This window comes from Pedobacter sp. UBA4863 (assembly GCF_002399615.1).
Classification (GTDB): domain Bacteria; phylum Bacteroidota; class Bacteroidia; order Sphingobacteriales; family Sphingobacteriaceae; genus Pedobacter.
In genome coordinates this window covers 32,708-53,521 of record NZ_DHDZ01000041.1, presented here as the reverse complement: position 1 = coordinate 53,521, position 20,814 = coordinate 32,708, and the positions used below count along the sequence as shown (strand labels likewise).

The following is a 20,814-nucleotide window of genomic DNA, read 5'->3' as shown; positions in this document are numbered from 1 at the left end:
GTTTTAAGTGAATTTAATGGGGTTTGCTAGGGCTTGACATGTGGCATAGCCTAAAAATAAGACCTAAAACTCACGTTAATTAAACCTCCCCATACACAAAAACGTCCTAATTTTCTAAAAAACGAAAAAACAAGTAACAAAACTGTCTTTTTGCTATCTTACTACCGAAACTAAACGATAGCTATGTTAAGCGTAAAGAATATTGTAAAACAGTATGCCACGCACCGTGCCTTAGATAAGGTGAGTTTGGAAGTAGAGAAAGGCAAAATCTTCGGGCTTTTGGGACCAAATGGCGCAGGCAAAACTTCCCTCATTAGAATTATCACTCAGATTACCGCTCCAGATACCGGAGAAGTATTCTTCAACGGCGAACGCCTAAATACCAAACACATTTCGCAAATTGGTTATTTGCCCGAAGAGCGTGGTCTTTATAAAAAAATGGAAATTGGCGAACAAGTGCTTTACCTTTCCAAACTAAAAGGATTAAACAGTGCCGAGGCCACCAAACGTATTAAATACTGGTTCGAAAAACTAGATATGAAAGACTGGTGGAACAAAAAAGTAGAAGATTTGAGTAAAGGGATGCAACAAAAAGTACAATTTGTAGCTACTGTTTTGCACCAACCAGAGTTAATTATTTTAGATGAGCCTTTCTCTGGCTTCGACCCCGTAAATGCAGATATTATTAAAAATGAAATTCTGGAACTGAACAAAAATGGTGCAACTTTTATCTTTTCTACGCACCGCATGGAAAGTGTAGAGGAACTTTGCGATAACATTGCATTGATTAACAAATCGCAAAAAATATTGGATGGTACAGTTGATGAAATTAAGGCCAGCTACCGCAGCAATACCTATTGGGTAGAATATGAAGGCGATTATAATGTTACCAACAACGAAGTTTACGATGTTTTGCAAACCGAAAATGTAAAAGCGAACACCTTGGTTAAGCTGCAATTAAAAGAAAACCGCAGGGCTAACGAGGCTTTATCGTTGCTGCTGCCTCATGTAAATATTCACCGTTTGGATGAAGTAATACCCACCATGAACGATATTTTTATTGAAAAAGTGAAAGGACAAAACCATGAATAAGATTTTACCCATTATCCAAAGGGAATATTTTTCGAGAGTGAAGAAGAAATCGTTCATTGTGATGACTTTCTTAACCCCCTTATTAATTGCTGGCGTTTATGCCATTATTGGGTATTTCACTTACAAAGGAATTAAGGATACCCATGATAGCGTAGCGGTAGTAAGCACCAACAAAACGCTTACAGAAAAACTGCAAACGAATGACAACATCGAATATACTTACATTAATAAAAGTTTGGATAAAGCTAAAAAAGGTATTGGCAAGGCAGAGTACGATTATATCTTGTATTTGCCAGAATTTACTTTAGATACGCCCAAAGGCATTGAGCTGTTTGGCACCAAACCAGCGGGTATGTCGCTAAACCGACGTGTTTCTGGTGATATTGAAGAACTCATTAGAACTCAAAAGCTAAAGGAAAGCGGTATTTCGCAGAGCGATTTAGACAAACTAAAAACCGATGTAGCTATTTCTACCAAGAAAATAGCCGAAACCGGTGCCGAAGAAGAGTCGAGCGCAGGTGCGAGTACTTTTATAGCCTTTACAGCCGGCGTATTAATGTTTATGTTCATCATGATGTACGGCATCCAAGTAATGCGTGGCGTAATAGAAGAGAAAACCAGCCGTATCATCGAAGTAATGATTTCGTCGGTAAAGCCTTTTCAATTAATGATGGGTAAAATTGTAGGTATTGCCCTAGTTGGCCTAACTCAATTTATGCTTTGGATTGTGCTTACCTTAGCCATCAGTACCGCAGCTGTAAGCTTATTTGTAAACAAAGAAGACGTTAAAGAAATTGCTACTGCCCAGGCACAAACTCAGGTAACTACTGCAGGCAGTACGCAAATGGCTGTTGCCACCCAAGCCGGGCCAATTGGCGATATCCAGAAAAGTTTAGCCGGCTTAGATGTAGGTAAAATTATATTTGTATTTATCTTCTTCTTCTTGGGCGGCTATTTATTCTACAGCGCTTTGTATGCGGCCATCGGTTCGGCGGTAGATAGCGAAACAGAAACCCAGCAGTTTATGATGCCGGTAATGCTGCCGCTGTTACTAGGCTACGCTTTATCGCTTAGCGTAGTTACCAACGACCCTTATGGCAATACCGCTTTTTGGTTGTCGATGATCCCATTTACCTCGCCCATTGCCATGGTTGTTCGTATTCCGTATGGCGTGCCTACTTGGGAACTGGTCCTATCAATGGCCATATTAGTGGCCGGTTTTATGGGCACCGTATGGATAGCTGGGCGAATTTACCGTGTAGGTATTTTAATGTATGGCAAGAAAACTACTTTTAAAGAAATGTTTAAGTGGTTTACCTATAAGAATTAAGTAGTACTACGCAAATCTATATTAAAGTAATAGTCCTTTAAAATGTGGGACATATCACATCTATTTTTGAAAAAAAGATGTAATATGAAAACAACAACAATGATAGGAGCTTTATTTTTTACAATCAGCGGCTTCTCCAATTTAAAAGCTAAAAGTCAACAGACATTACCTTTTGTAATAAAATCCACAGTTGACACAAAAGCTAAAGGCCATAAAATTAGTAAATGGGTAAATGACCACCAACGTAAAAAGTATATAGTAGTCATATCCAATGGTTCAGTAATAGAGATAGATTTACAAGGAAAATGGTTAAGAACTACTCAACCATTACCAGAGAACAAACTTCCTTCTGCACTTAAAAGTGCTATAAAGCCTTACTTGAATAAAGGATTTGAAATAGATAATTATATTTTGATAGATGACGCATTTAACGGAAAGTTTTACATGGTAGATATTACATCTGACGATGAGGATTCTACGTTATCTATTGATATGAATGGTAAATTACTTAAAAAAGAAAAAAGATAACAAATAACCCCAAAGTAAAGTTATTGGGGTTATTTTTTATCTAAAAAATATTTTTTCAATAGCAAGCGTTAGCATAAAACTTGCTTATACTTATCGATATTTCACCCCAAAAAACTGACACAAAGCTGGTTCTTGTATGACAACATGAGACGCACCAACGACGGCAAATACTCTTTTGCCATTTTTCACTTCTGTTACTAACAACTTAATCATATGTTTGTCTCTGATTTCATTAGAAGTTGCAGCTATTTTTTGCAACACATTAATATTAGAATCCTTTAAAGATTTTGGTGCAATCATATCTAATTTTACTTTTTTCCAATTGTTAAGGGAAGGAAGAATCTCGTCAACTGCTTTTTGAAAACTAGATAGGTCTGTAGGTACATCTGTAAAGTTAAATATTTTAGAACGTTGAAGATAAGTAAACACTAAACTATCTAGTGCAGTTTCTGAAGCTCCCTTACGTATTTGTTGTTCTACCTGCGTTAAAATCACTTGCACAAGTATTTCTTTATCATTAAACCCCCTCTGCAGTTCTTTTATTACTGTTATACTTGACGGCTCTAGTGTGTAATCTTTAATACCTCTTTTATTAGCCAAGAATCTTACAAAGCCAGGCTCACCCTTTTGAATTATTGCTTCATTTATATTTTCAGGCAAATTACTGTTCCGATCTGGATTACCTCCCTCCCATAAAACAACTTCTGGCTTAAAAGACAACCAAGCGCTATCAATTTTCTCTAATATCTTATCCTTTGGATCATAAGTGTGTGAAGATCCGAAATAAAACAATTCTCCTCCAGACGCATGCTTATATTTAACAATATAAGGTCTCTTATTCACTCGGTTCAAATCTCTTTTCCCCAACTCTTTGAACTCTTCATGACTTAGAGGTTTTAAATCTGAGAAATCTGCTTTCGTTTGAGAAAATCCATTTTTTACACATAAAAAAAGTAATAGAAGTAAAATATATCCTTTCATAATCATATTTAATTGTTTAAAAATATTTCTTTATTAATAAAATCAATAGTCACCCCTCGATATTTATCTAACAAATTATTGCCAAAAAAACCAACGGCGTCTGAACGAGAAAAATAGCCTCTTTCAGGCTGAACAATAACATATAAATTTCGCAGTTCAATCTTATCTAGCAAAACAGAGTTTATCTTATAAACAGGAATATCAATACTACCTCCAATCCCCTTTGCTTTTAGATTAGCTACTATCTTCATTGATGAATCTACATTCATTAGTGATTTAAAAATAGATGTTGTCGTATTTAAATATACTTCCTTTGTGTCAAATAAGGAAGATCCGCTATCGTATCTAAAATAAGTTGAAACAATATTGTTTATTTTTGCTTTAATCCGTGGAATTCCATTTTCTAATTCAAATGGAACTACAGTTGCTAATCTATCTGTTACCTTTTTAGACAATGTCATTAATCTATTTCTAAAATCAATAACTACCACAAAATGCTTAAGAAAATCCATACCGAGAATACCATCAACTTTTTGACCCGGTGGAGCTAGCGAGCTGCTTAAATCATATTTTGTAAAAATTAGATCATTTACAGTGTAACCTCCAGTTGAAACAGATTGTATTTCAACATATGGAACAAAAATTTTACCTGCACTACCTTCTACATAGTCTTTCTTTAAAGTGAGTAAAGAAAGACTATCAGCTATTTTTGTATCAATAGCCGATACATTAGCTCCGGTATCAAATAAAAAGAGTAAACTCTTCGAAGTATTTATTTTGACTTTTAAAAATATGAGATGCTGAAAATATTCAAATGAAAATGCCTGCCCTTGAGCATATGATTTGATAGTAGATGTAAATACTAAAAAAACCGCCAGTATTTTTAATATAGAATTAATCATTTAAATATTTACTAAAAAAACAAGCTTCTAAGTTAGGTCTCAAAACAAACAATAAAGGGTTAATATTCAAACAATCCATTTTGAATTATCAGAACAATTAATTTAATAATCAATTAATTTACAGCGTACACTTACAGTATTTTCTTACAAAGATAATCTAAAAATTGTCCTAAAAAATTAGTACCAATACCAATTTTTAAAACACTGTATTTATACGAAAACGCAAGTAACATAAGCAGGTTTAATATAGTTCCGTTATACGCCATACTCAAAGAAAATCACTTCTAATTTTTAGGCAATTAAGTATTTATACCTAATTGAACTTTATCGCAATTACCCTCTATTTTACTCTAATTGAATACTATAGTTTTACAATTCAATAAATTGATAATAATTAGTTTAAAATTAAGCAGTACTTAATTTATTTTAAATAAAGACTTTATTGAATCTACTTCTATAAAACATTAACCTTTTGAAGTGCTGCTTCCCATTTCCCTCTTTAACAATGAAACAATCCGAGTTTTATACACAGACAACATATTGGAAAAAATACAGCAGTTTTTTACCTCGAGAATTGCAATATAGGGAAACAAAATTACCTGTAGAAACCTATTGGAAATGGAAAGATTTCAATATCCATATAGACAAAATGGAAGTTAAGCACACACCGGTGAAGGTTATTATTCTACACGTTGCAGGAGGGAATGGAAGAATAATAGGAAATTTTGGAAATTACCTAAACGAAATTGGATATGAATATCTAGCTCCGGATTTAATTGGTTTTGGACTTACAAAAAACCCAAAGAAAAGAAATATAGAATATGCTGATTGGGTAAATTGCATTTCAGATTTGGTGGATGAGGAATATCAAAAAGATTTTAAGCCCCTTGTATTATTAGGTTTGAGTGTTGGAGGTATGTTAGCTTATCAAGTTGCGAGTAAAAATGCAAAGGTTAAAGGTATAATAGTTACCACTTTGGCTGACCCTCGACAAAAGAAAGTGAGAGACGATTTATCAAAAAACAAGTTTTTAAGTCGTGTGGGTCTGCCCATTGTAGAGTTTACAAAACCACTATCTGATCATTTCAGCTTACCTATTAAATGGCTTTGTAAAATGAATAGGATTACGAACGATCGTAATTTTTCTTCAATTTTTTTAAATGATAAACTTGCAGGAGGCAATAAAATTAAGCTTAGATTTCTACGGACATACATGACCTATCATCCTCCAAAAGAACCAGAACAATTAGCCAATTGCAAAGTACTACTTTTACAGCCCGAAAAAGACAATTGGACGACGTTGGAGACTAGTAAACCTTTTTTGACAGAATTAACACGACAAAAAAGTGCGTCTTACTCCAAAATTGCGGTCACTTTCCATACGAAGAGAAAGGATGGTCGACGATGAAAAAAGAAATACAAAAGTTTTTAGAAAATACAACTACTTCATATCAAAGCGTAAGCAAATGAAAAAAGCTAAGTTTTTAAAAAGTGAAAAATTATGGAACTTTAGCCTAAAAATACAAAAAAGATGCATATTAAATATAACAAAATTGGAAAAAACTATAATACTACACGAAAAGCTGATCCACACCTAGTTGAAAAACTGTCTCGGTTTTTACCTACTAAAACAGGTCATCTTAACCTTGATATTGGTTGTGGAACTGGAAACTATACCATCGCTTTAGCTAACAAAGGTTTCAGTTTTGTTGGCATAGACCCTTCAGAAAAAATGCTTAGCGAAGCTAAAATACGCAATAGCGACAGCAGTTGGCTTAAAGGAAAAGCAGAACGAATACCCGCAAAAAACAACGTATTTAATGGCATCATCGCCACTTTAACTATACATCACTGGGCAGATCTAGAAAAAGCATTTTCCGAAATTGATCGCGTATTATGCAATAGTGGTAAACTAATCTTGTTCACATCAACACCCGAGCAGATGAGAGGTTATTGGTTAAATCACTATTTTCCAAATATGCTTAATTCTTCAATCAACCAAATGCCTTCACTTATTGATATACAAAACGCCATTAAGCAAACAAATCTTCATATTACACAAGTAGAAAAATACTTTGTTAAAGAAGACTTACAAGACTGTTTTTTATATATCGGCAAAAATGACCCTACTCTTTATTTCAACGAAACAATTCGCAACGGTATTTCATCTTTTTCATCTTTAGCTAATATTGAAGAAGTAGCCCTAGGGTTATTGCATCTAAAAAAAGACCTCAATAATGAGGTGTTTTACAAAATAAAAACACGGTATGATAACGAACTAGGTGACTATGTTTTCATAACAATAGAAAAGAAGGAATGAAATAAAAAAAACTTGAATAAAACTATATTTTAATTTTAAAGAAATCAAAAACATGAAACCCTTAATAGTTTTACTCTTAGCATTTACCATTTCATCGTTAACAACAATGTTCATTAATAAGCAATGGAATTTTATACTATCAGGTAAAATTGCGATGTCAGTTATGCTTTTATTTACTGCATTAGGTCATTTTATCTACCCGAAAGGAATGTCGATGATGTTACCAGAAATTATCCCTTATAAAACACAAATTATCTATATAACAGGAATTATAGAAATTGCAGCCGCTCTTGGACTTTTTATCCCTGCTTTAAGAGGACTCACTGGTTGGCTACTGATAACGTTCTTTGTATTAGTGCTCCCTGCAAATATTTATGCTACGATAATACACCTCAACTATGAAAAAGGAACTTTTGATGGCAATAGTTTAAACTACTTATGGTTTAGGTTACCATTACAGCTTCTATTTATCATTTGGACATATTTTTTTACCATTAAACACCAGCAATCAAATAAGAAATAAAGCCCTACTTCTATTTAAAATAAACACTTAACTAGCAAATCAAAGCGCTCTACTGTAGTGTAGTTGTACTAAACCTGTATCAAATGACTCAACCCTAAACAACTTAAGCCGTTGTTCAAGCCTGCCTTCTTTAAAAAGTGCTATTCCGCTACCAAGCAAGACCGGAATAACAGAAATAATAAACTCATCAATAAGGTTATTCTTTAACAGCTCGTGTATTGTTTCCGCTCCGCCATCGCAATAAATATTTTTTCCATTTTTACCAGATTTTAGTTGTTGAACTAGTCCGATCAAGTTTCCCGTATAAAAAGTTGTTTTGCCTACATTTGGCCGCTTAGTTCTAGTAACCACGTAAACATCTCGATTCATATTGTCGAAATGAGAAGTACCGACTTGGCTCAGCACCCAATCGTAAGTTTTTCTTCCAAGAATTATAGTATCAATTGTTGCCATAAACTCTGCGTAACCATAATCCTCTCCTTCTTTTTCAACCAAACCTAAAAAACTTAGATCGTTACCTGGTTTTGCAATGTAACCGTCTAAACTTGCCGCTATAAAAACTGATAATTTTCGCATTACTGTTATATTTATTTAGCTTGAATTGCTTTTATTGCATACGCTTTTCTCCAAGAAATCCGCGGGGTATCTCATAGAGGCTATAAAAATCTAAAAAACACAGATAGCTTGTTGTAAAACAAGCTATCTGTAAGTTCAAAACAACCTATTAATTTAATCAATTAGCTTATTTTAACTTGACTCAACTTTCTTACTACTCCGTAATTAAAAATATACCACACAGTTAATCTTAATCTATCTTTAAAATTCACTATTTTGTATCAAAGGTTAACCCTAATCTAAAAGTTGAATTACTGCTCAAAAAAGGATTTCCGGCAACCCAACCTGGGGTTTTAAAATCAGATTCAACAAATGCTGAAAACTTCCTTCCTAGAATTAGATTTGCCTTTAAACCAACCATTCCCCCAAATTTTGCATCTTGGTCATAAAACAATTGATTACTAGGTTGAAGCCAAGCCATCAACTTCGGCTGCAGTGAAATCGGGCTATATTTTTTTAATTGATAATCGGGTAGATAAACTTCTACTCCAGGCAGAGTGAGCTCTTTATTTCTATAAGCATGCAAGCTCACTAAAAAGTTCCTTCCATGTTTAGAAAAAAACACGTCAGTGCTCAAACTATAACCAAAAGAGTTTAGATAATGCCTAACAGCAAAGTTAAAACTCATTTGATTTCCTAACTTGATACGGTTAATTCCCAACATAAATGGTGAAATAAAATTAAGATACTGCATTTTCCCCATTTTCTTTAGGTAATTATATTCATTATCGGTAAGCTTAGTAGATTTTACTGCCCTATCTATGCCCACACCAGAAGGATGAACACCTCTATTAGCATACGGTTCTAAAGGTCTATGTAAATCATATACCCAAGCTGTAAAATCCCAACCTACGTAGTCTCTATCCTTGACTTTTACTCCATAGTAATTCATACTATCTATACTGTTATTAAAATCGGGGCGCTTAAATTGATTTACATAATCTATCGCATGCTTTGTAAGTAAAAGATTTAACAGAACATTGGCATATTTTGTATCCTTAAAGAAATTATCATTCTGTAAACTCCTAATTAATAGAAATTCACTTTCAATTCCAGCCGCAAAACTACGAATCATCTCTTGTGGATTATCTCTTTTGAATCGCACCATATCTTCATCAGTAACCTTACTAATAGACCCATTGGATATACCGCCAGCAAATAAATTATAAGTTTCATCATAAGATGAAATTTTATTTATGGTTAGTCCGTTACGATGAAACTCCTCATGCAACCATTGAGGTGAAAACACAACTAATTTATAGGTCAACAACAGATCAACCAGTCCAGAAGACAAATTGGCCGTTACCCTATTCAAGAATTTATTTTTCTCTAGCGGTATGAAATTTTCCCAAATTAAATTATTCAGATAATAATTACCTGCATGCAAACCCTTAGTAAGCGATAATGCTTGCTCCATGGAGGTACTTTCGTAACTATTTAAATAATTCTTTAAGCGGATATCTACTACATCTATTTTTTTTGCATGCATCTTAGTAGCATGTTGTAAAAAAGGCAAATCAACCAGAGGTACATCTATCGCATAGCGATATTGTCCGTATTTACTTTCTTGTGCTAGCCCCTTAATGGTTAATAGTACAAGAAAAAACATCAATTTATACTTCATTTTAATTTCTTTTTTAGTACAAATTAATTTCAATAGGGTGTGATTGCATAATGCCATTTATAGCAGGCAACATCACTAATTTAGAAGATCGCCAGTAACAAGCTTTTCCAAACTGTGTTCCACCAACAAAGATTTCACCATTTAAGCGTTGTAAAAAACTAGCCTGCGCTACAGGAAATCTTGCATCCACTTCCAAATTTATTCTAGAAACTGGAATTTCCTCCAAACTTGTTTGCGTATCGATACGCAAATAAAAGGCCTTATTAGTATTTCTCTCCACTCCAGGCAAATACAAAACATTTCCTTCTACCATGCCTTTACCAAAGCTATATGAACGGTCATCCAAGAGTAACTTATGCCTCATCACTGTATTCTTATCAATGTTTAAAGCAAATACAAACTTTTCTTGCTTATTTGTGGTACTATTTACCGCAGTTATCATTATTAATACCTTTCCCTCAAAATCGCTATATGCATCCGAGATTACATATTGCTTATAGCCGTTTAAGCTTAAGTTAGCAAACCAACGTGTACCTCGTTGATGGCTCACTGTTAAGTTTATTGCATTCGTTACATGCTCAGCGTGCAAACTCACCAAGCCAGCTTTAGTAAACAGGCAGGCAAAAGAAGGTTCTAAAGGCATATCTATCTTGCTAATTTCTAACATAGTAGATATTTTGTAGATATAGCTTACTTTTTTATAGGTTACTGTTTCGGTATATGCATATACATATAGGTTGCCTTCTGCATCTTTAGAAAAAGAATGTAGGTACTCGTGCCTATTTGCCGCTAAAGCTATAGACAATTCATTTGACAACACTTTTTTACCTTCATAAGTAAATAAAACAATTCTACTATAATCGTTAATCAATTCTGTTCCAAAATATGTCAAATTTCTATATCCCAATGATATGATTTGATGTAAACCGTATAGTGTAATTTTATGGTGATTATTTGGAATAAAGTCTGTTACAGGCCGCTCATTATCTGTCCAAAGCGTAGCCATGCCCACTCCAGTAGTATTTGTCGCCGAGAAACCTAACACCTGTACCTTAAAGCTCTCTTTACGAGGTTCTATTATGTGATTTTTGCTCGATTTTTTACAGCTAAATAAACAAACGGTTAGGAAAATAATTATTAATCTCATATTCATTTTTTGTATTTGCCGACAAAATTCAACAAATGCCATGAAGAAATATTGAGTAGTTATACCTAATAAAATTTTCAAGTACTTGAATAAGCTTCTTACTACTCTCAATTAAAATCAATTAACGTTAAGCATGTAGTTAACCAGCTAATTATCTTACTATTTTTATCTATACTAAGAGAGTCTTTTATAAAAGCAAACAACTAGACTACAACAACTTAAAATATTTTATTAGTTTTGCTTAATCATTGTAAGAATATCGATGCTCTTAACTAAACTCCTATACCCTTTATATTATTTATTTAGTATTAACACTAGCCTTACCTTATTGGCATTCTATTTAAGAATAAAGAATCACTATCGTTATTTTCTGGCAACACTCGTTTTCATTTTAATCTATAGCAATGCTAGCAGCCTTACTATTAAAAAAGACACTGCCCAAGTTTATGTGTTGCTTCAAAAAGCTAAAGATATGGCCGTCCTCAATAAAAAAGATTCTGCAGAGGTTTATTTTGAAAAATCGGGAGCGTTAGCTCAAAAACTTAATTTTGATAATGGCTTTCTACAATATACTGGCGACTACACCAACTTTCTTTATACTGAATTACGCTATAAAGAGGCTTTAAAAATTGCGGAAAAGCAACTTAAAAAAAGCCTAACTATTGGAAATAAAAAAACACTTGCTAATGCCTATAATAACATAGGTTTATTATACTACAACATGTCAATGATGACAAAAGCCGTAGAGTATTACATGAATGCTCTAAAAATTTCAGAAAGTTCTAAAGATCTTTTTAATCAACGTAAATACAATTCCAATTTGGCTTCTCTATTTATCGATATAAAAGATTATAAAAAAGGATATAAATACGCTTTAAAAGGATATCAAATTGCAATGCAATTAAAGGACTCTACCACTATTGCAAGAAGCCTAGCTAATTTAGTTGTGGTTGAAGTACACCTACAAAAATATCAAGAGGCAATTGTACATTCAAAAAAACTGATAGAGATTTCCAAAAAAAATGAAGATCATGATACGATGACTACTGGCTTAATTAACCTGGGCGACATCTATAATAGGCAAGGTAAGTATGAACAAAGTATGCAAGTGTTAAAACTTGCAGAAAATAACCTGAAAAATGCATCCCCTGGATACGATGCTTATGTTTATCATAGTTTAGCCTCGAGCGCTAGAGCACTTGGAAATTATACTTTGGCAAATACTTACTTTGAAAAAACAATTATCAATGCTGCCCAAGTAATGCCCCTAGCTGATTTAAAAGGCGTTTATTTATTAGGTTCGGAGCTTAAAGAAACTAGCAAAGACTTCAAAAATGCTTTAAAGTTTAGCCAGCTACACCAAAAAATAAATGATTCTTTAGAGGATATATCGAACCGACAAGCGATACATGATGCCGAAACAAAATATCAAACCTCTGTTAAAGAACGTAAAATTGCCGAACAACATTTAGAAATTGCTAAACACAATAATGAAATTAATAAAAAGAATAACGTTATTTTACTTACATCCTTAATCATTTTAGTGCTGGTTGCTTTTGGTACAATTATTTTTATCAGCTACCGCCAAAAAAACCGAGCATTGCTAATGGAACAAGAAGTAAAACTATTAGAAGCATTACTAGCAGGAGAAGAGCGTGAAAGACAAAGAACTGCTAGAGAGCTACACGATGCCGTGGCCAGTACACTTTCTGCCGCAAAGTTACAGTTACACTTATTTCATCAATTTGGAGTACAAAATTTTGATGAAAACAAAACCAAAACGCTTGCCCTAATTGACACAGCTGTTAAAGAAATCAGAAACATATCACACAACATGGCTCCAAACCATCTCCTAGAAGAAGGTTTATTCTACGCTACTGAAAATTTCTGCAACAGTGTTTCAAATAACCAGTTACAAATTACTTCTTATTTTATTGGAGAGTTACCAAAACTAAATGCAGAACATGCTTTGTTGATCTACAGAGTAGTGCAGGAAGCTGTAAACAACATCATTAAGCATGCACAAGCAACCGAGGCTGTAGTGCAACTTACTACAACCTCAACTCATTTAGACATCACAATAGAAGACAATGGGCGGGGATTTGAGATAGATAAAATTGATAATAAAGGAATAGGAATTTCTAACCTCAACAACCGAATAAAACTTCTTAATGGCAGCTTTGAGCTACAATCTCGAATTGGGGAAGGCACAAATATTTACATCAATATCCCTTTACAGCTCATTACAAGGTTAACTACCGATAATTATCTAACTTTCTCTTAAGCGCTTTAATTTCTTTTTGTTTTACACCATATCCGTCAGTAATGTCCCAAATCATATTATCTATGTCTCCATATATTTTTAGCCACTCTGGCGTGATATAATCTGGTTCATGTGCCGCAACAGGATCCCAATGCTGCTTCACTCTAAGTTGAGGTTTATTTTTGACTACTTCTAAGAATTTCAACAAATTCACATCGGTAGTAACTACAAATTGTTGAAAATTATTCCTTGATATGGGATAATTCATCTCTTCTCCCTGATTATCATACCAAGGCATAGAACGACTCTTATTTAAACAGGCCATACCTATATAAATCGTTGTAGTGTCTCTACCTCCCCCTATTCGTTCGGTGGGTGGTACAGGTATCAAGTACCTTTCTATAGAAAGTCCATTTTGCTTATCATGATCCATACTAACACCAATTAAACCAGCAGGAAACTCAACATATACTGGTGGTGTTCCAGGCATTCTATCATTCACTAAATTTACATCAACATAAAAATAATTTACATGGGCATATAGCTTTTCTATATTGGGATCAAATTTATAGTGTTTACGTTCTACAATACGAATTCCCTCTGGCAAATGTAGAGGTGTACCTAAAGGCATTTCGTCGCTTTCGCCTAAACCTGGTCTGTCTTTAGATGAAGCTATTATAATTTTATCATCATCTGGATCATAAGCCTCCAAATCATCACCCTTTTTACTACATGCACTTAGTAATAAAAGACTAAACACAGAGAGTTTAAATAAAAAACTTTTCATTATTGATTATATTCTATTTTAAAACAATTATCACATTGTCCATCAATTTGCGGTTCAAAATCCAACAGCAATTCATTTACAAAATCATCTTCTGTATTCCATTTTCTTAACTTGAGAATTTCTCCACGATATTTAGCTGTTATTTTATAGGTGCCTATAGGAATATCTTTTAGTTGATACCCATCTGCAGCTTTAAGAATCAAAATTGAGCCTTCGGTATCATCTATTAATTTGCCTTGTGGCACCAACTTAAATTCAATATCAGCCTTATCAATATACACCCCAGGATAATTATCTATAGTAATTAAACCTCCGTAAAAACCACTAAGAGGAGAAGCCTTCTCCCCAGTTAGCTTCCATGTAAAATTCCTCTCAGCCCCCTCCCCTCCAAAACTCGCGTTATCGTTTGGATGCAAATAAAATTTATAACGTTTACCTCGATACTCTTTCTCAAAAATCGCAAATGCGTACCAAGAACCATGAGGCACCTTTAAAAGATATTTGCCATCTGAACCTGTTTTTGTCCTGATAGTAGTATTAAAGAAAATATCATGATCTATAATTATAGTAGCATGAGACAAAGGCACTCCGAAATCATTCGAAACTAACCCTTTAACCTCTCCTTCCTTCGTACTTCTTTTATCTTTTTTACAGCTAAGAACAGTTAACAATAATAGTAATGCTATCGTTATTTTCATTTTACAAAATTATTGGTTGAGCACTCGCAATTCTATAGCGCATTTACTTAAATAAAAAACATCGTAGTATTACTTAAATTAACATAATTTCATTTCACTTTCTTTGTAGGATTAATACTATATTTGACTTACCATGACCCAGTTAGCTATTGCAGATGATCATCAATTGATAATAAGCGGATTAAAAACGATATTAAGTGATTGTACACAGGTTGAAATCATATTTACAACAACTAGTGCAAAAACACTTTTAGAACAACTCGAAAACACATTACCGGAAGTTTTACTTTTAGATATTGAGTTTCCTGATGGTGACGGCATCACACTTTGTAAAACCATTAAAGCTAAATATCCGCATATTAAAATCGTAGCTCTTACCAATCACGAAGAAACAGTTTATGTTAAGAAAATGATGAGAAATGGAGCTGATGGCTATATTTTAAAAGGTGCTGACAAAAACTTACTTTTAGAAGCAATAAATACCGTAACTAACAACGTTCAATTTATTGATCAGGCTATTAAAAAAAATATTTTAGAAGAAACACTTTTGGGTAAGAAATCAGCTAGTAAAATTAAACTCACCAAAAGAGAAAATGAAATTTTAGCGTTAATTGCGAATGAATATTCTAATCAAGAAATTGCGGACAAACTCTTCTTGAGTGTTAGAACAGTAGAAGCTCATCGTTTAAGCTTGAGCCAAAAATTAAACGTAAAAAATATAGTTGGTCTTGTAAAAGAGGCTTATCTCAGGGGCCTAGCAAAATAGTGTTTTACCTCTCCCATTATCACAGTTAATTCAAAAAACATTCATATAAGGAGTTTTTACTTAAATCACACTTGTTAAAAAATGTAAAAAGCGACCAACGCCATTCGTCGTGAGCTGATTTTTAATAGTTTAGACTCCATAAACACACAATATGAAATCTAATTATTACAAATTACTTGGGCTTATCACGTTGTTTATAAGCTCATGCGCAACCATGCAAATCGATGTACCCCACAGCGAATTGGTACAATATCCCGTTAAAGGCACACAAGGCTTACAAGTTAACCAAACCGTAACCTTTGCCAATTATCAAACCCAATACATTAAGCGTTCATGGAACAAGGGCAGCAGCAGAGCTTTTGGCTTTAGCACCGGCCAACAAAGCTTTATGCTAGGCGCCGAAAAGAAAAAGAACGAAATGACTTTTGCTTTAACTACTAAAACAGGAGAAAATGCGGAAGTTTTCATGACCAATGCTTTAAGAAGTCGTAACCTTTTTGTGGAGACCAGCGATAAAGTTACCCTGAATGCTAAAAGATACCGAGCAAAAGATTCGCTTTTAAACAGCTGCTACGCTCACATCTATCTGGCAAACGCAGAAAAACCTTGGCAAATGCAAATAAATAATGCAGAGGTAGAAATGTATAAAAATGGCGTTGTTGGTAAAATCACACTCGATAAAGACAATTATTACACGGTTAAAACAGTCATCAAAACTAAACCGAAATCTATTAGCAAAATTCCTGTTGGCTTTCAGTTCGAGAACAAAAACGGAGAAATTGTAGCTGCAGTATCGTTAATAGACAATGGCACAATCTTCTTGAAAAAGGATGATGATAAAGAAAAATTATTGTTAAGTAGTGCTGCTTTGGTTTTGTTGCTACGTGATGATTTTGTAGATTAACAGCCTAAAAAACTGTTACATGAAAATTGCCGCCATAGACTTAGGCACCAACACCTTTCATCTCATTATTGCCGACACTAGCATTAATCAACTCAATATTATTTACAAGACCAACAAACCCGTAAAGCTAGGCGAAGACATTATCAAAGAAAACAAAATTATTCCATCAGGATTTAAAAGGGGCTTAAACTGTTTAAAGGAATTTCAAAACACCCTGAACGAGTATAATGTTTCGGTAGTGCGAGCCGTAGCAACCTCTGGTGTACGTAGTGCCACCAACGGCCAAGAATTTATCGATACCGTTAAAAAAGAAACGGGAATTGCTATTGATGTTGTTGACGGTGAAGAAGAAGCCAACCTCATTTACGAAGGGGTAAAGTACAGTGGGGCTATTCAAGGCAAATCGTTAATTATGGATATTGGCGGTGGCAGTACCGAGTTTATTTTTTGTGATGAGAACCGCTTTTATTGGAAAAAGAGCTTCGATATTGGTGCCGCTAGGTTAATGCAAAAGTTCTTCAAATCAGACCCAATTAATGCACTAGACCAAGCTAACACCCATCAGCATTTGCAAGAAACATTAACTGATTTAGTAGAATTTGGAAAAGACTTTGGTGCAACTACGCTCATCGGCTCTGCTGGTGCTTTCGAAACTTATGCCACAATGCTAAATCCATCTGTTGACGTCAATAAAATCTCTAGTGGAAAAATTGATATTGCAGCTTATCATCAATTAGCAAAACAGCTGATTAATTCAAATCATGAAGAACGCAGTCAAATGCCTAACCTCATTCCACTGCGTGTAGATATGATTGTAATGGCTGCCATAATTACCGATTATGTTTTGGCAGAGTTAAATTTAAAACACCTCGTTTTATCTACTTATGATTTAAAAATGGGCGTTTTAAAAAGCCTATCGAAACCGTAGGCAAACACGATTTATTTAAACCTAATTGCCTTTAGTGGGCTAATTCTACTCACTAACATGGAAGGAACAATTAGCACCAGCGTACAAATTACAACGGTAGCCAAGTTCAAAAGCAATACATCAGAAAAATGCACTTCAATAGGTACATAATCTAAATAATAATTAGTTTGTTCTAGCTTAAACAAATGTGTGTATTGCTGTAAAAAGCAGAGGCCTAAACCTAAAATATTACCTAAAAACAGTCCAATTCCTACCAAATAAATGGCATTGTAAAGAAATATTTTTCTAATACTACTGTTTTTCATACCCATAGCTTTTAAAATACCAATCATGTTGGTACGTTCCAATATCATAATCAGCAAAGCGGTAATCATGTTAATTACGCCCACAATGAGCATCAATATAATAAGTACCTTGGTATTCACATCTAATAAAGATAACCAAGTAAATATTTCGGGCGTGCTTTCCTCTACAGATCTAGACTTTAACCTGAGCTCTAAATTACTGTAAACATCATCGGCCACCGTTTTTAAAAGTTTAAAATCTTTAATACGTACTTCTATTCCACCAGTTTCTTCTGCTTGCCAATTATTTAAGCGCCTAATTAGGCTAATATCGCCTATTACAAAGCCTTTATCTATGTTTTCTATACCGATTTTATAAATCCCAACAATGGTTAGCTTTCTTTTTCGGGGCGGATTTTGAACAAAGTGCATCACAAAGCTATCGCCCGTCTTTAGCATCAATCGTTTGGCAGTATATTCGGAAATGAGTATTTGTTGTGCCCCTTTTGTGCTATCGCTAAAATCAATTACATTACCACTTACCAAATGTTTCTTGATATAAGCCCAATTGTAGGTAGAATCTATACCTTTATAATTTACCCCCTCAACCTCGCCATTGGCAACTATAATTGCGGGCTTAGTAGTAAACGGATAGAAGGAGGCAATTTGTGGATTATTCTTTAATCCATTAATGGTAGTATCGTTAGCAATAAATGGTGATTTTTCGAATGAACCATTCAAATCAAATCGGTAAATCTGGACATCACCCACAAAACCTCTTACTTTATCTTGTATCTCGGTTTTAAAACCTTTAATAATAGCTAAAGAAAGTATCATCACCGCTAAACTTAACATTACACCAGCTATGGCAATGCGAACAATTAGCTTTGAAAAGGTTCTTTCTGCTTTTAAAGAAATTCGGTTCGATATAAAATATTCTACATTCAACTTTTTGCAATAATTTGTAACTTAGCAAAAGTGCTAATTCAATTCCGTTTTAACCCACAAACATTCATAAAACCTAAAAATGAACAAGTTCACCCTCCTTTTAAAAATTTTCATCGTTATTTTTACACTTTCGGCCTGCGGACAAAGCAGCAAAAAAACGCAAAAAACAAAATCAACCGTCACTACTAAAAACCAAGCATCAACACAGTTTAAAACTGGGGCCGAACAAACCGAGCTTTATCTTCCTCTATTAAAAGGAAAACGGGTAGGCATGGTAGTTAACCCAACTTCGGTAATAGGTAAAACTACTACGGTTGACAGTTTGTTAAAACGTGGGGTAAAAATAGTAAAGATTTTTGGACCTGAGCATGGTTTTAGAGGCAATGCAAGCGCAGGCGTACACGTAGCTAACGAAGTAGATGCCAAAACAGGCATAAAAGTGGTTTCTCTTTATGGTAAACAAAGTACGCCTAGCAAAGAAAACTTAGCCGACATCGACATCATGATTTTTGACATACAGGATGTGGGCGTTCGTTTTTACACTTATATCAATACTTTACAACGAGTAATGGAAGCTTGTGCCGCCAATGGCAAAGAAGTAATGATTTTTGACAGGCCTAACCCGAACGGATTTGTGATTGATGGCCCTATTTTAGACCCTCAATTCAAATCGGGCATTGGTTTTCAGCCCATTCCTGTATCGCATGGCTTAACCGTGGGCGAATATGCGCAAATGCTAAATGGCGAAGGCTGGTTAAAAGACAAACTAAAATGCAAAATTACGGTAATAAAAAACACAAATTACCACCACGACATGCCTTACGAGCTGCCTGTTGCCCCATCACCAAACTTAAATACGGCACAATCTATCTTACTATATCCGAGCACCTGCTTATTTGAAGGAATTTACGTCAATTTAGGTAGAGGCACAAAATTTCCATTTACGGTTTTGGGTGCGCCATATTACAAAGGCATTTATGATTTCTCTTTTACTCCTACCGGGATAAAGGGCATGGCAGAAACACCACTTTTTAAGGACGAGGTTTGTTACGGTATTGATTTAAGAAATTACGACACCTCTATTTTTAGAAAAACCAGACAAATAAACATTCAATGGGTAATAGAACTTTACAAGGCATCGCCTAAAAAAGAAACTTTTTTCGACTCGAAGTTGAGCAACCAAATGCTGCCTATAGAAAAGTTAATTGGTGTAGCCAGTTTTAGGCAACAGATTATTGCAGGCAAGAGCGAAGCTGAAATTAGAGCAAGCTGGGAGCCAGGCCTAAGCAAGTACAAAGAAATGAGGAAGAAGTACCTACTATATCCTTAAATTGGAGCAAGGAATAAAGAACAAGGAGCAAGGAACAAAGATTATATGTCAAAGTCTTTTTTCCTTGTTCCTTTATCCAAAACTACCACGCCTGGTCGCCAACCAAAGGCACAAATCTAAAAGTATCTAGTTCAATTCTATCGTATTCGTTTTCGCTAACGCGAATTACGGTAATCATTTTCTGAGATTTTTCATCCCCTACCGGGATAACCAGAATACCGCCAATTTTTAACTGTTTCAACAATATTTCTGGTACAAAAGGCGCACCGGCCGTTACAATTATTTTGGCATAAGGAGCATGCGCTTCAATGCCTTTAGAGCCATCGCCCAAAAAGAAATTGGCATTGTACCCCATGCCAGGCAAAACTTTAATAGTTCTGGCATATAGGTTTTCTTGTCGCTCAATAGTATAAACATTGGCGCCAAGCTCCATTAAAACACAAGTTTGATACCCCGATCCTGTACCAATCTCTAGTACCTTATCTCCTTTTTGAATATGCAGCAACTCCGTTTGGTAAGCTACCGTATAGGGTTGCGAAATGGTTTGGCCATCACCAATAGGGAAAGCAATGTCCTTATAGGCTTGGTTCCAAAAAGTTTCATCAAAAAAGAAATGACGGGGAACTTTACCTATTGCCCTAAGCACCTTAGCATCAGAGATGCCTCGTTCCCTTAAAATTTCTACAAGCTGTTTTCTTGCTCCTTTTTCTCTGTAATTATCTACGAACTTATACGCCATTTGTGCCAAAAATAAGTTTAAACTCCATATTTAAGCAAACTAATGTTTACATTATTTACCAACAATCAACTTTAACATACTACTAAATGCGTTTTAACAACACAT

20 protein-coding genes are annotated in these 20,814 nt (G+C 34.5%); 11 read left to right on the top strand and 9 right to left on the bottom strand.

All coding sequences use genetic code 11. The features are described 5' to 3' along the window. The first annotated feature begins 183 nt into the window (after positions 1-183). The 3 genes from B3I52_RS11155 (at position 184) to B3I52_RS11145 (ending at position 2,950) form a co-directional block, all read left to right on the top strand. The gene (locus tag B3I52_RS11155; RefSeq protein ID WP_293301273.1) at positions 184-1,092 is read left to right on the top strand and encodes an ABC transporter ATP-binding protein; all 909 of its coding nucleotides are present in this window, start codon (positions 184-186) and stop codon (positions 1,090-1,092) included. Beyond that, a complete protein-coding gene (locus tag B3I52_RS11150; protein ID WP_293301271.1) occupies positions 1,085-2,422 on the top strand; it encodes an ABC transporter permease in 1,338 nt (445 codons plus the stop codon). The genes B3I52_RS11155 and B3I52_RS11150 overlap by 8 nt, the downstream gene beginning before the upstream one ends. An 84-nt stretch (positions 2,423-2,506) precedes the next feature. Continuing rightward, positions 2,507-2,950 carry a PepSY-like domain-containing protein gene (locus B3I52_RS11145; protein WP_293301269.1) on the top strand — a complete coding sequence of 148 codons (444 nt, stop codon included), beginning with the start codon at positions 2,507-2,509 and terminating at the stop codon, positions 2,948-2,950. A gap of 90 nt (positions 2,951-3,040) precedes the next feature. Here B3I52_RS11145 and B3I52_RS11140 read toward each other — a convergent pair whose 3' ends face one another. Next, positions 3,041-3,931: a hypothetical protein gene (locus B3I52_RS11140; protein WP_293301267.1), complete on the bottom strand. Its 891-nt coding sequence runs from the start codon at positions 3,929-3,931 to the stop codon at positions 3,041-3,043. An 8-nt stretch (positions 3,932-3,939) separates the two neighbouring features. Further along, on the bottom strand, positions 3,940-4,833 hold the full coding sequence (locus tag B3I52_RS11135) for a retropepsin-like aspartic protease family protein (protein ID WP_293301265.1): 894 nt from the start codon (positions 4,831-4,833) through the stop codon (positions 3,940-3,942). Between the two features lie 505 nt (positions 4,834-5,338). On the opposite strand from B3I52_RS11135, the gene B3I52_RS11130 reads away from it, so the two are divergent. The 3 genes from B3I52_RS11130 to B3I52_RS11120 all read left to right on the top strand — a co-directional run bounded on the left by B3I52_RS11130 (position 5,339) and on the right by B3I52_RS11120 (position 7,676). Then, positions 5,339-6,241, top strand: coding sequence for an alpha/beta hydrolase (locus B3I52_RS11130; protein WP_293301263.1), 903 nt, complete (start codon positions 5,339-5,341; stop codon positions 6,239-6,241). Positions 6,242-6,364: 123 nt separating this feature from the next. Continuing rightward, entirely contained in the window at positions 6,365-7,153 is a 789-nt protein-coding gene (locus B3I52_RS11125; RefSeq protein WP_293301261.1) for a class I SAM-dependent methyltransferase, read from the top strand. 52 nt (positions 7,154-7,205) lie between these two features. Continuing rightward, the gene (locus B3I52_RS11120) at positions 7,206-7,676 is read left to right on the top strand and encodes a DoxX family protein (protein ID WP_293301259.1); all 471 of its coding nucleotides are present in this window, start codon (positions 7,206-7,208) and stop codon (positions 7,674-7,676) included. A 39-nt stretch (positions 7,677-7,715) separates the two neighbouring features. On the opposite strand, the gene B3I52_RS11115 is transcribed toward B3I52_RS11120, so the two are convergent. From B3I52_RS11115 to B3I52_RS11105, 3 genes are all read right to left on the bottom strand, one after another. After that, entirely contained in the window at positions 7,716-8,252 is a 537-nt protein-coding gene (locus tag B3I52_RS11115; protein WP_293301257.1) for a dihydrofolate reductase family protein, read from the bottom strand. 250 nt (positions 8,253-8,502) lie between these two features. Beyond that, positions 8,503-9,915: a hypothetical protein gene (locus tag B3I52_RS11110; protein ID WP_293301255.1), complete on the bottom strand. Its 1,413-nt coding sequence runs from the start codon at positions 9,913-9,915 to the stop codon at positions 8,503-8,505. 13 nt (positions 9,916-9,928) lie between these two features. Then, positions 9,929-11,062, bottom strand: a complete 1,134-nt coding sequence (locus B3I52_RS11105) for a hypothetical protein (protein WP_293301253.1) — start codon at positions 11,060-11,062, stop codon at positions 9,929-9,931. Positions 11,063-11,390: 328 nt separating this feature from the next. On the opposite strand from B3I52_RS11105, the gene B3I52_RS11100 reads away from it, so the two are divergent. After that, positions 11,391-13,346 (top strand): tetratricopeptide repeat-containing sensor histidine kinase, encoded by a 1,956-nt coding sequence (locus tag B3I52_RS11100; protein ID WP_293301252.1) that lies wholly within the window; start codon positions 11,391-11,393, stop codon positions 13,344-13,346. On the opposite strand, the gene B3I52_RS11095 is transcribed toward B3I52_RS11100, so the two are convergent. Further along, positions 13,318-14,112, bottom strand: a complete 795-nt coding sequence (locus B3I52_RS11095; RefSeq protein ID WP_293301251.1) for a hypothetical protein — start codon at positions 14,110-14,112, stop codon at positions 13,318-13,320. The genes B3I52_RS11100 and B3I52_RS11095 overlap by 29 nt on opposite strands. Continuing rightward, on the bottom strand, positions 14,112-14,810 hold the full coding sequence (locus tag B3I52_RS11090; RefSeq protein WP_293301250.1) for a carboxypeptidase regulatory-like domain-containing protein: 699 nt from the start codon (positions 14,808-14,810) through the stop codon (positions 14,112-14,114). The genes B3I52_RS11095 and B3I52_RS11090 overlap by 1 nt, the downstream gene beginning before the upstream one ends. A 133-nt stretch (positions 14,811-14,943) precedes the next feature. Between B3I52_RS11090 and B3I52_RS11085 the strand changes: the two genes are divergently transcribed. From B3I52_RS11085 to B3I52_RS11075, 3 genes are all read left to right on the top strand, one after another. Beyond that, positions 14,944-15,576 (top strand): response regulator, encoded by a 633-nt coding sequence (locus B3I52_RS11085; protein WP_293301248.1) that lies wholly within the window; start codon positions 14,944-14,946, stop codon positions 15,574-15,576. Positions 15,577-15,727: 151 nt separating this feature from the next. Next, entirely contained in the window at positions 15,728-16,480 is a 753-nt protein-coding gene (locus tag B3I52_RS11080) for a hypothetical protein (RefSeq protein WP_293301247.1), read from the top strand. Between the two features lie 19 nt (positions 16,481-16,499). Continuing rightward, a complete protein-coding gene (locus B3I52_RS11075; protein ID WP_293301245.1) occupies positions 16,500-17,408 on the top strand; it encodes an exopolyphosphatase in 909 nt (302 codons plus the stop codon). A gap of 11 nt (positions 17,409-17,419) precedes the next feature. Here B3I52_RS11075 and B3I52_RS11070 read toward each other — a convergent pair whose 3' ends face one another. Continuing rightward, positions 17,420-18,640, bottom strand: coding sequence for an ABC transporter permease (locus B3I52_RS11070; RefSeq protein WP_293301243.1), 1,221 nt, complete (start codon positions 18,638-18,640; stop codon positions 17,420-17,422). 79 nt (positions 18,641-18,719) lie between these two features. Between B3I52_RS11070 and B3I52_RS11065 the strand changes: the two genes are divergently transcribed. Further along, complete coding sequence (locus B3I52_RS11065) at positions 18,720-19,970, top strand: exo-beta-N-acetylmuramidase NamZ family protein (protein WP_293301241.1); 1,251 nt, start codon at positions 18,720-18,722, stop codon at positions 19,968-19,970. 82 nt (positions 19,971-20,052) lie between these two features. On the opposite strand, the gene B3I52_RS11060 is transcribed toward B3I52_RS11065, so the two are convergent. After that, the gene (locus tag B3I52_RS11060; RefSeq protein WP_293301239.1) at positions 20,053-20,709 is read right to left on the bottom strand and encodes a protein-L-isoaspartate(D-aspartate) O-methyltransferase; all 657 of its coding nucleotides are present in this window, start codon (positions 20,707-20,709) and stop codon (positions 20,053-20,055) included. Between the last annotated feature and the right edge of the window lie 105 nt (positions 20,710-20,814).

Coding starts and splice junctions, on each gene's coding strand:
- B3I52_RS11155 (WP_293301273.1), top strand. CDS start 184: ATGTTAAGCGTAAAGAATATTGTAAAACAGTATGCCACGCACCGTGCC.
- B3I52_RS11150 (WP_293301271.1), top strand. CDS start 1,085: ATGAATAAGATTTTACCCATTATCCAAAGGGAATATTTTTCGAGAGTG.
- B3I52_RS11145 (WP_293301269.1), top strand. CDS start 2,507: ATGAAAACAACAACAATGATAGGAGCTTTATTTTTTACAATCAGCGGC.
- B3I52_RS11140 (WP_293301267.1), bottom strand. CDS start 3,931: ATGAAAGGATATATTTTACTTCTATTACTTTTTTTATGTGTAAAAAAT.
- B3I52_RS11135 (WP_293301265.1), bottom strand. CDS start 4,833: ATGATTAATTCTATATTAAAAATACTGGCGGTTTTTTTAGTATTTACA.
- B3I52_RS11130 (WP_293301263.1), top strand. CDS start 5,339: ATGAAACAATCCGAGTTTTATACACAGACAACATATTGGAAAAAATAC.
- B3I52_RS11125 (WP_293301261.1), top strand. CDS start 6,365: ATGCATATTAAATATAACAAAATTGGAAAAAACTATAATACTACACGA.
- B3I52_RS11120 (WP_293301259.1), top strand. CDS start 7,206: ATGAAACCCTTAATAGTTTTACTCTTAGCATTTACCATTTCATCGTTA.
- B3I52_RS11115 (WP_293301257.1), bottom strand. CDS start 8,252: ATGCGAAAATTATCAGTTTTTATAGCGGCAAGTTTAGACGGTTACATT.
- B3I52_RS11110 (WP_293301255.1), bottom strand. CDS start 9,915: ATGAAGTATAAATTGATGTTTTTTCTTGTACTATTAACCATTAAGGGG.
- B3I52_RS11105 (WP_293301253.1), bottom strand. CDS start 11,062: ATGAGATTAATAATTATTTTCCTAACCGTTTGTTTATTTAGCTGTAAA.
- B3I52_RS11095 (WP_293301251.1), bottom strand. CDS start 14,112: ATGAAAAGTTTTTTATTTAAACTCTCTGTGTTTAGTCTTTTATTACTA.
- B3I52_RS11090 (WP_293301250.1), bottom strand. CDS start 14,810: ATGAAAATAACGATAGCATTACTATTATTGTTAACTGTTCTTAGCTGT.
- B3I52_RS11085 (WP_293301248.1), top strand. CDS start 14,944: ATGACCCAGTTAGCTATTGCAGATGATCATCAATTGATAATAAGCGGA.
- B3I52_RS11080 (WP_293301247.1), top strand. CDS start 15,728: ATGAAATCTAATTATTACAAATTACTTGGGCTTATCACGTTGTTTATA.
- B3I52_RS11075 (WP_293301245.1), top strand. CDS start 16,500: ATGAAAATTGCCGCCATAGACTTAGGCACCAACACCTTTCATCTCATT.
- B3I52_RS11065 (WP_293301241.1), top strand. CDS start 18,720: ATGAACAAGTTCACCCTCCTTTTAAAAATTTTCATCGTTATTTTTACA.
- B3I52_RS11060 (WP_293301239.1), bottom strand. CDS start 20,709: ATGGCGTATAAGTTCGTAGATAATTACAGAGAAAAAGGAGCAAGAAAA.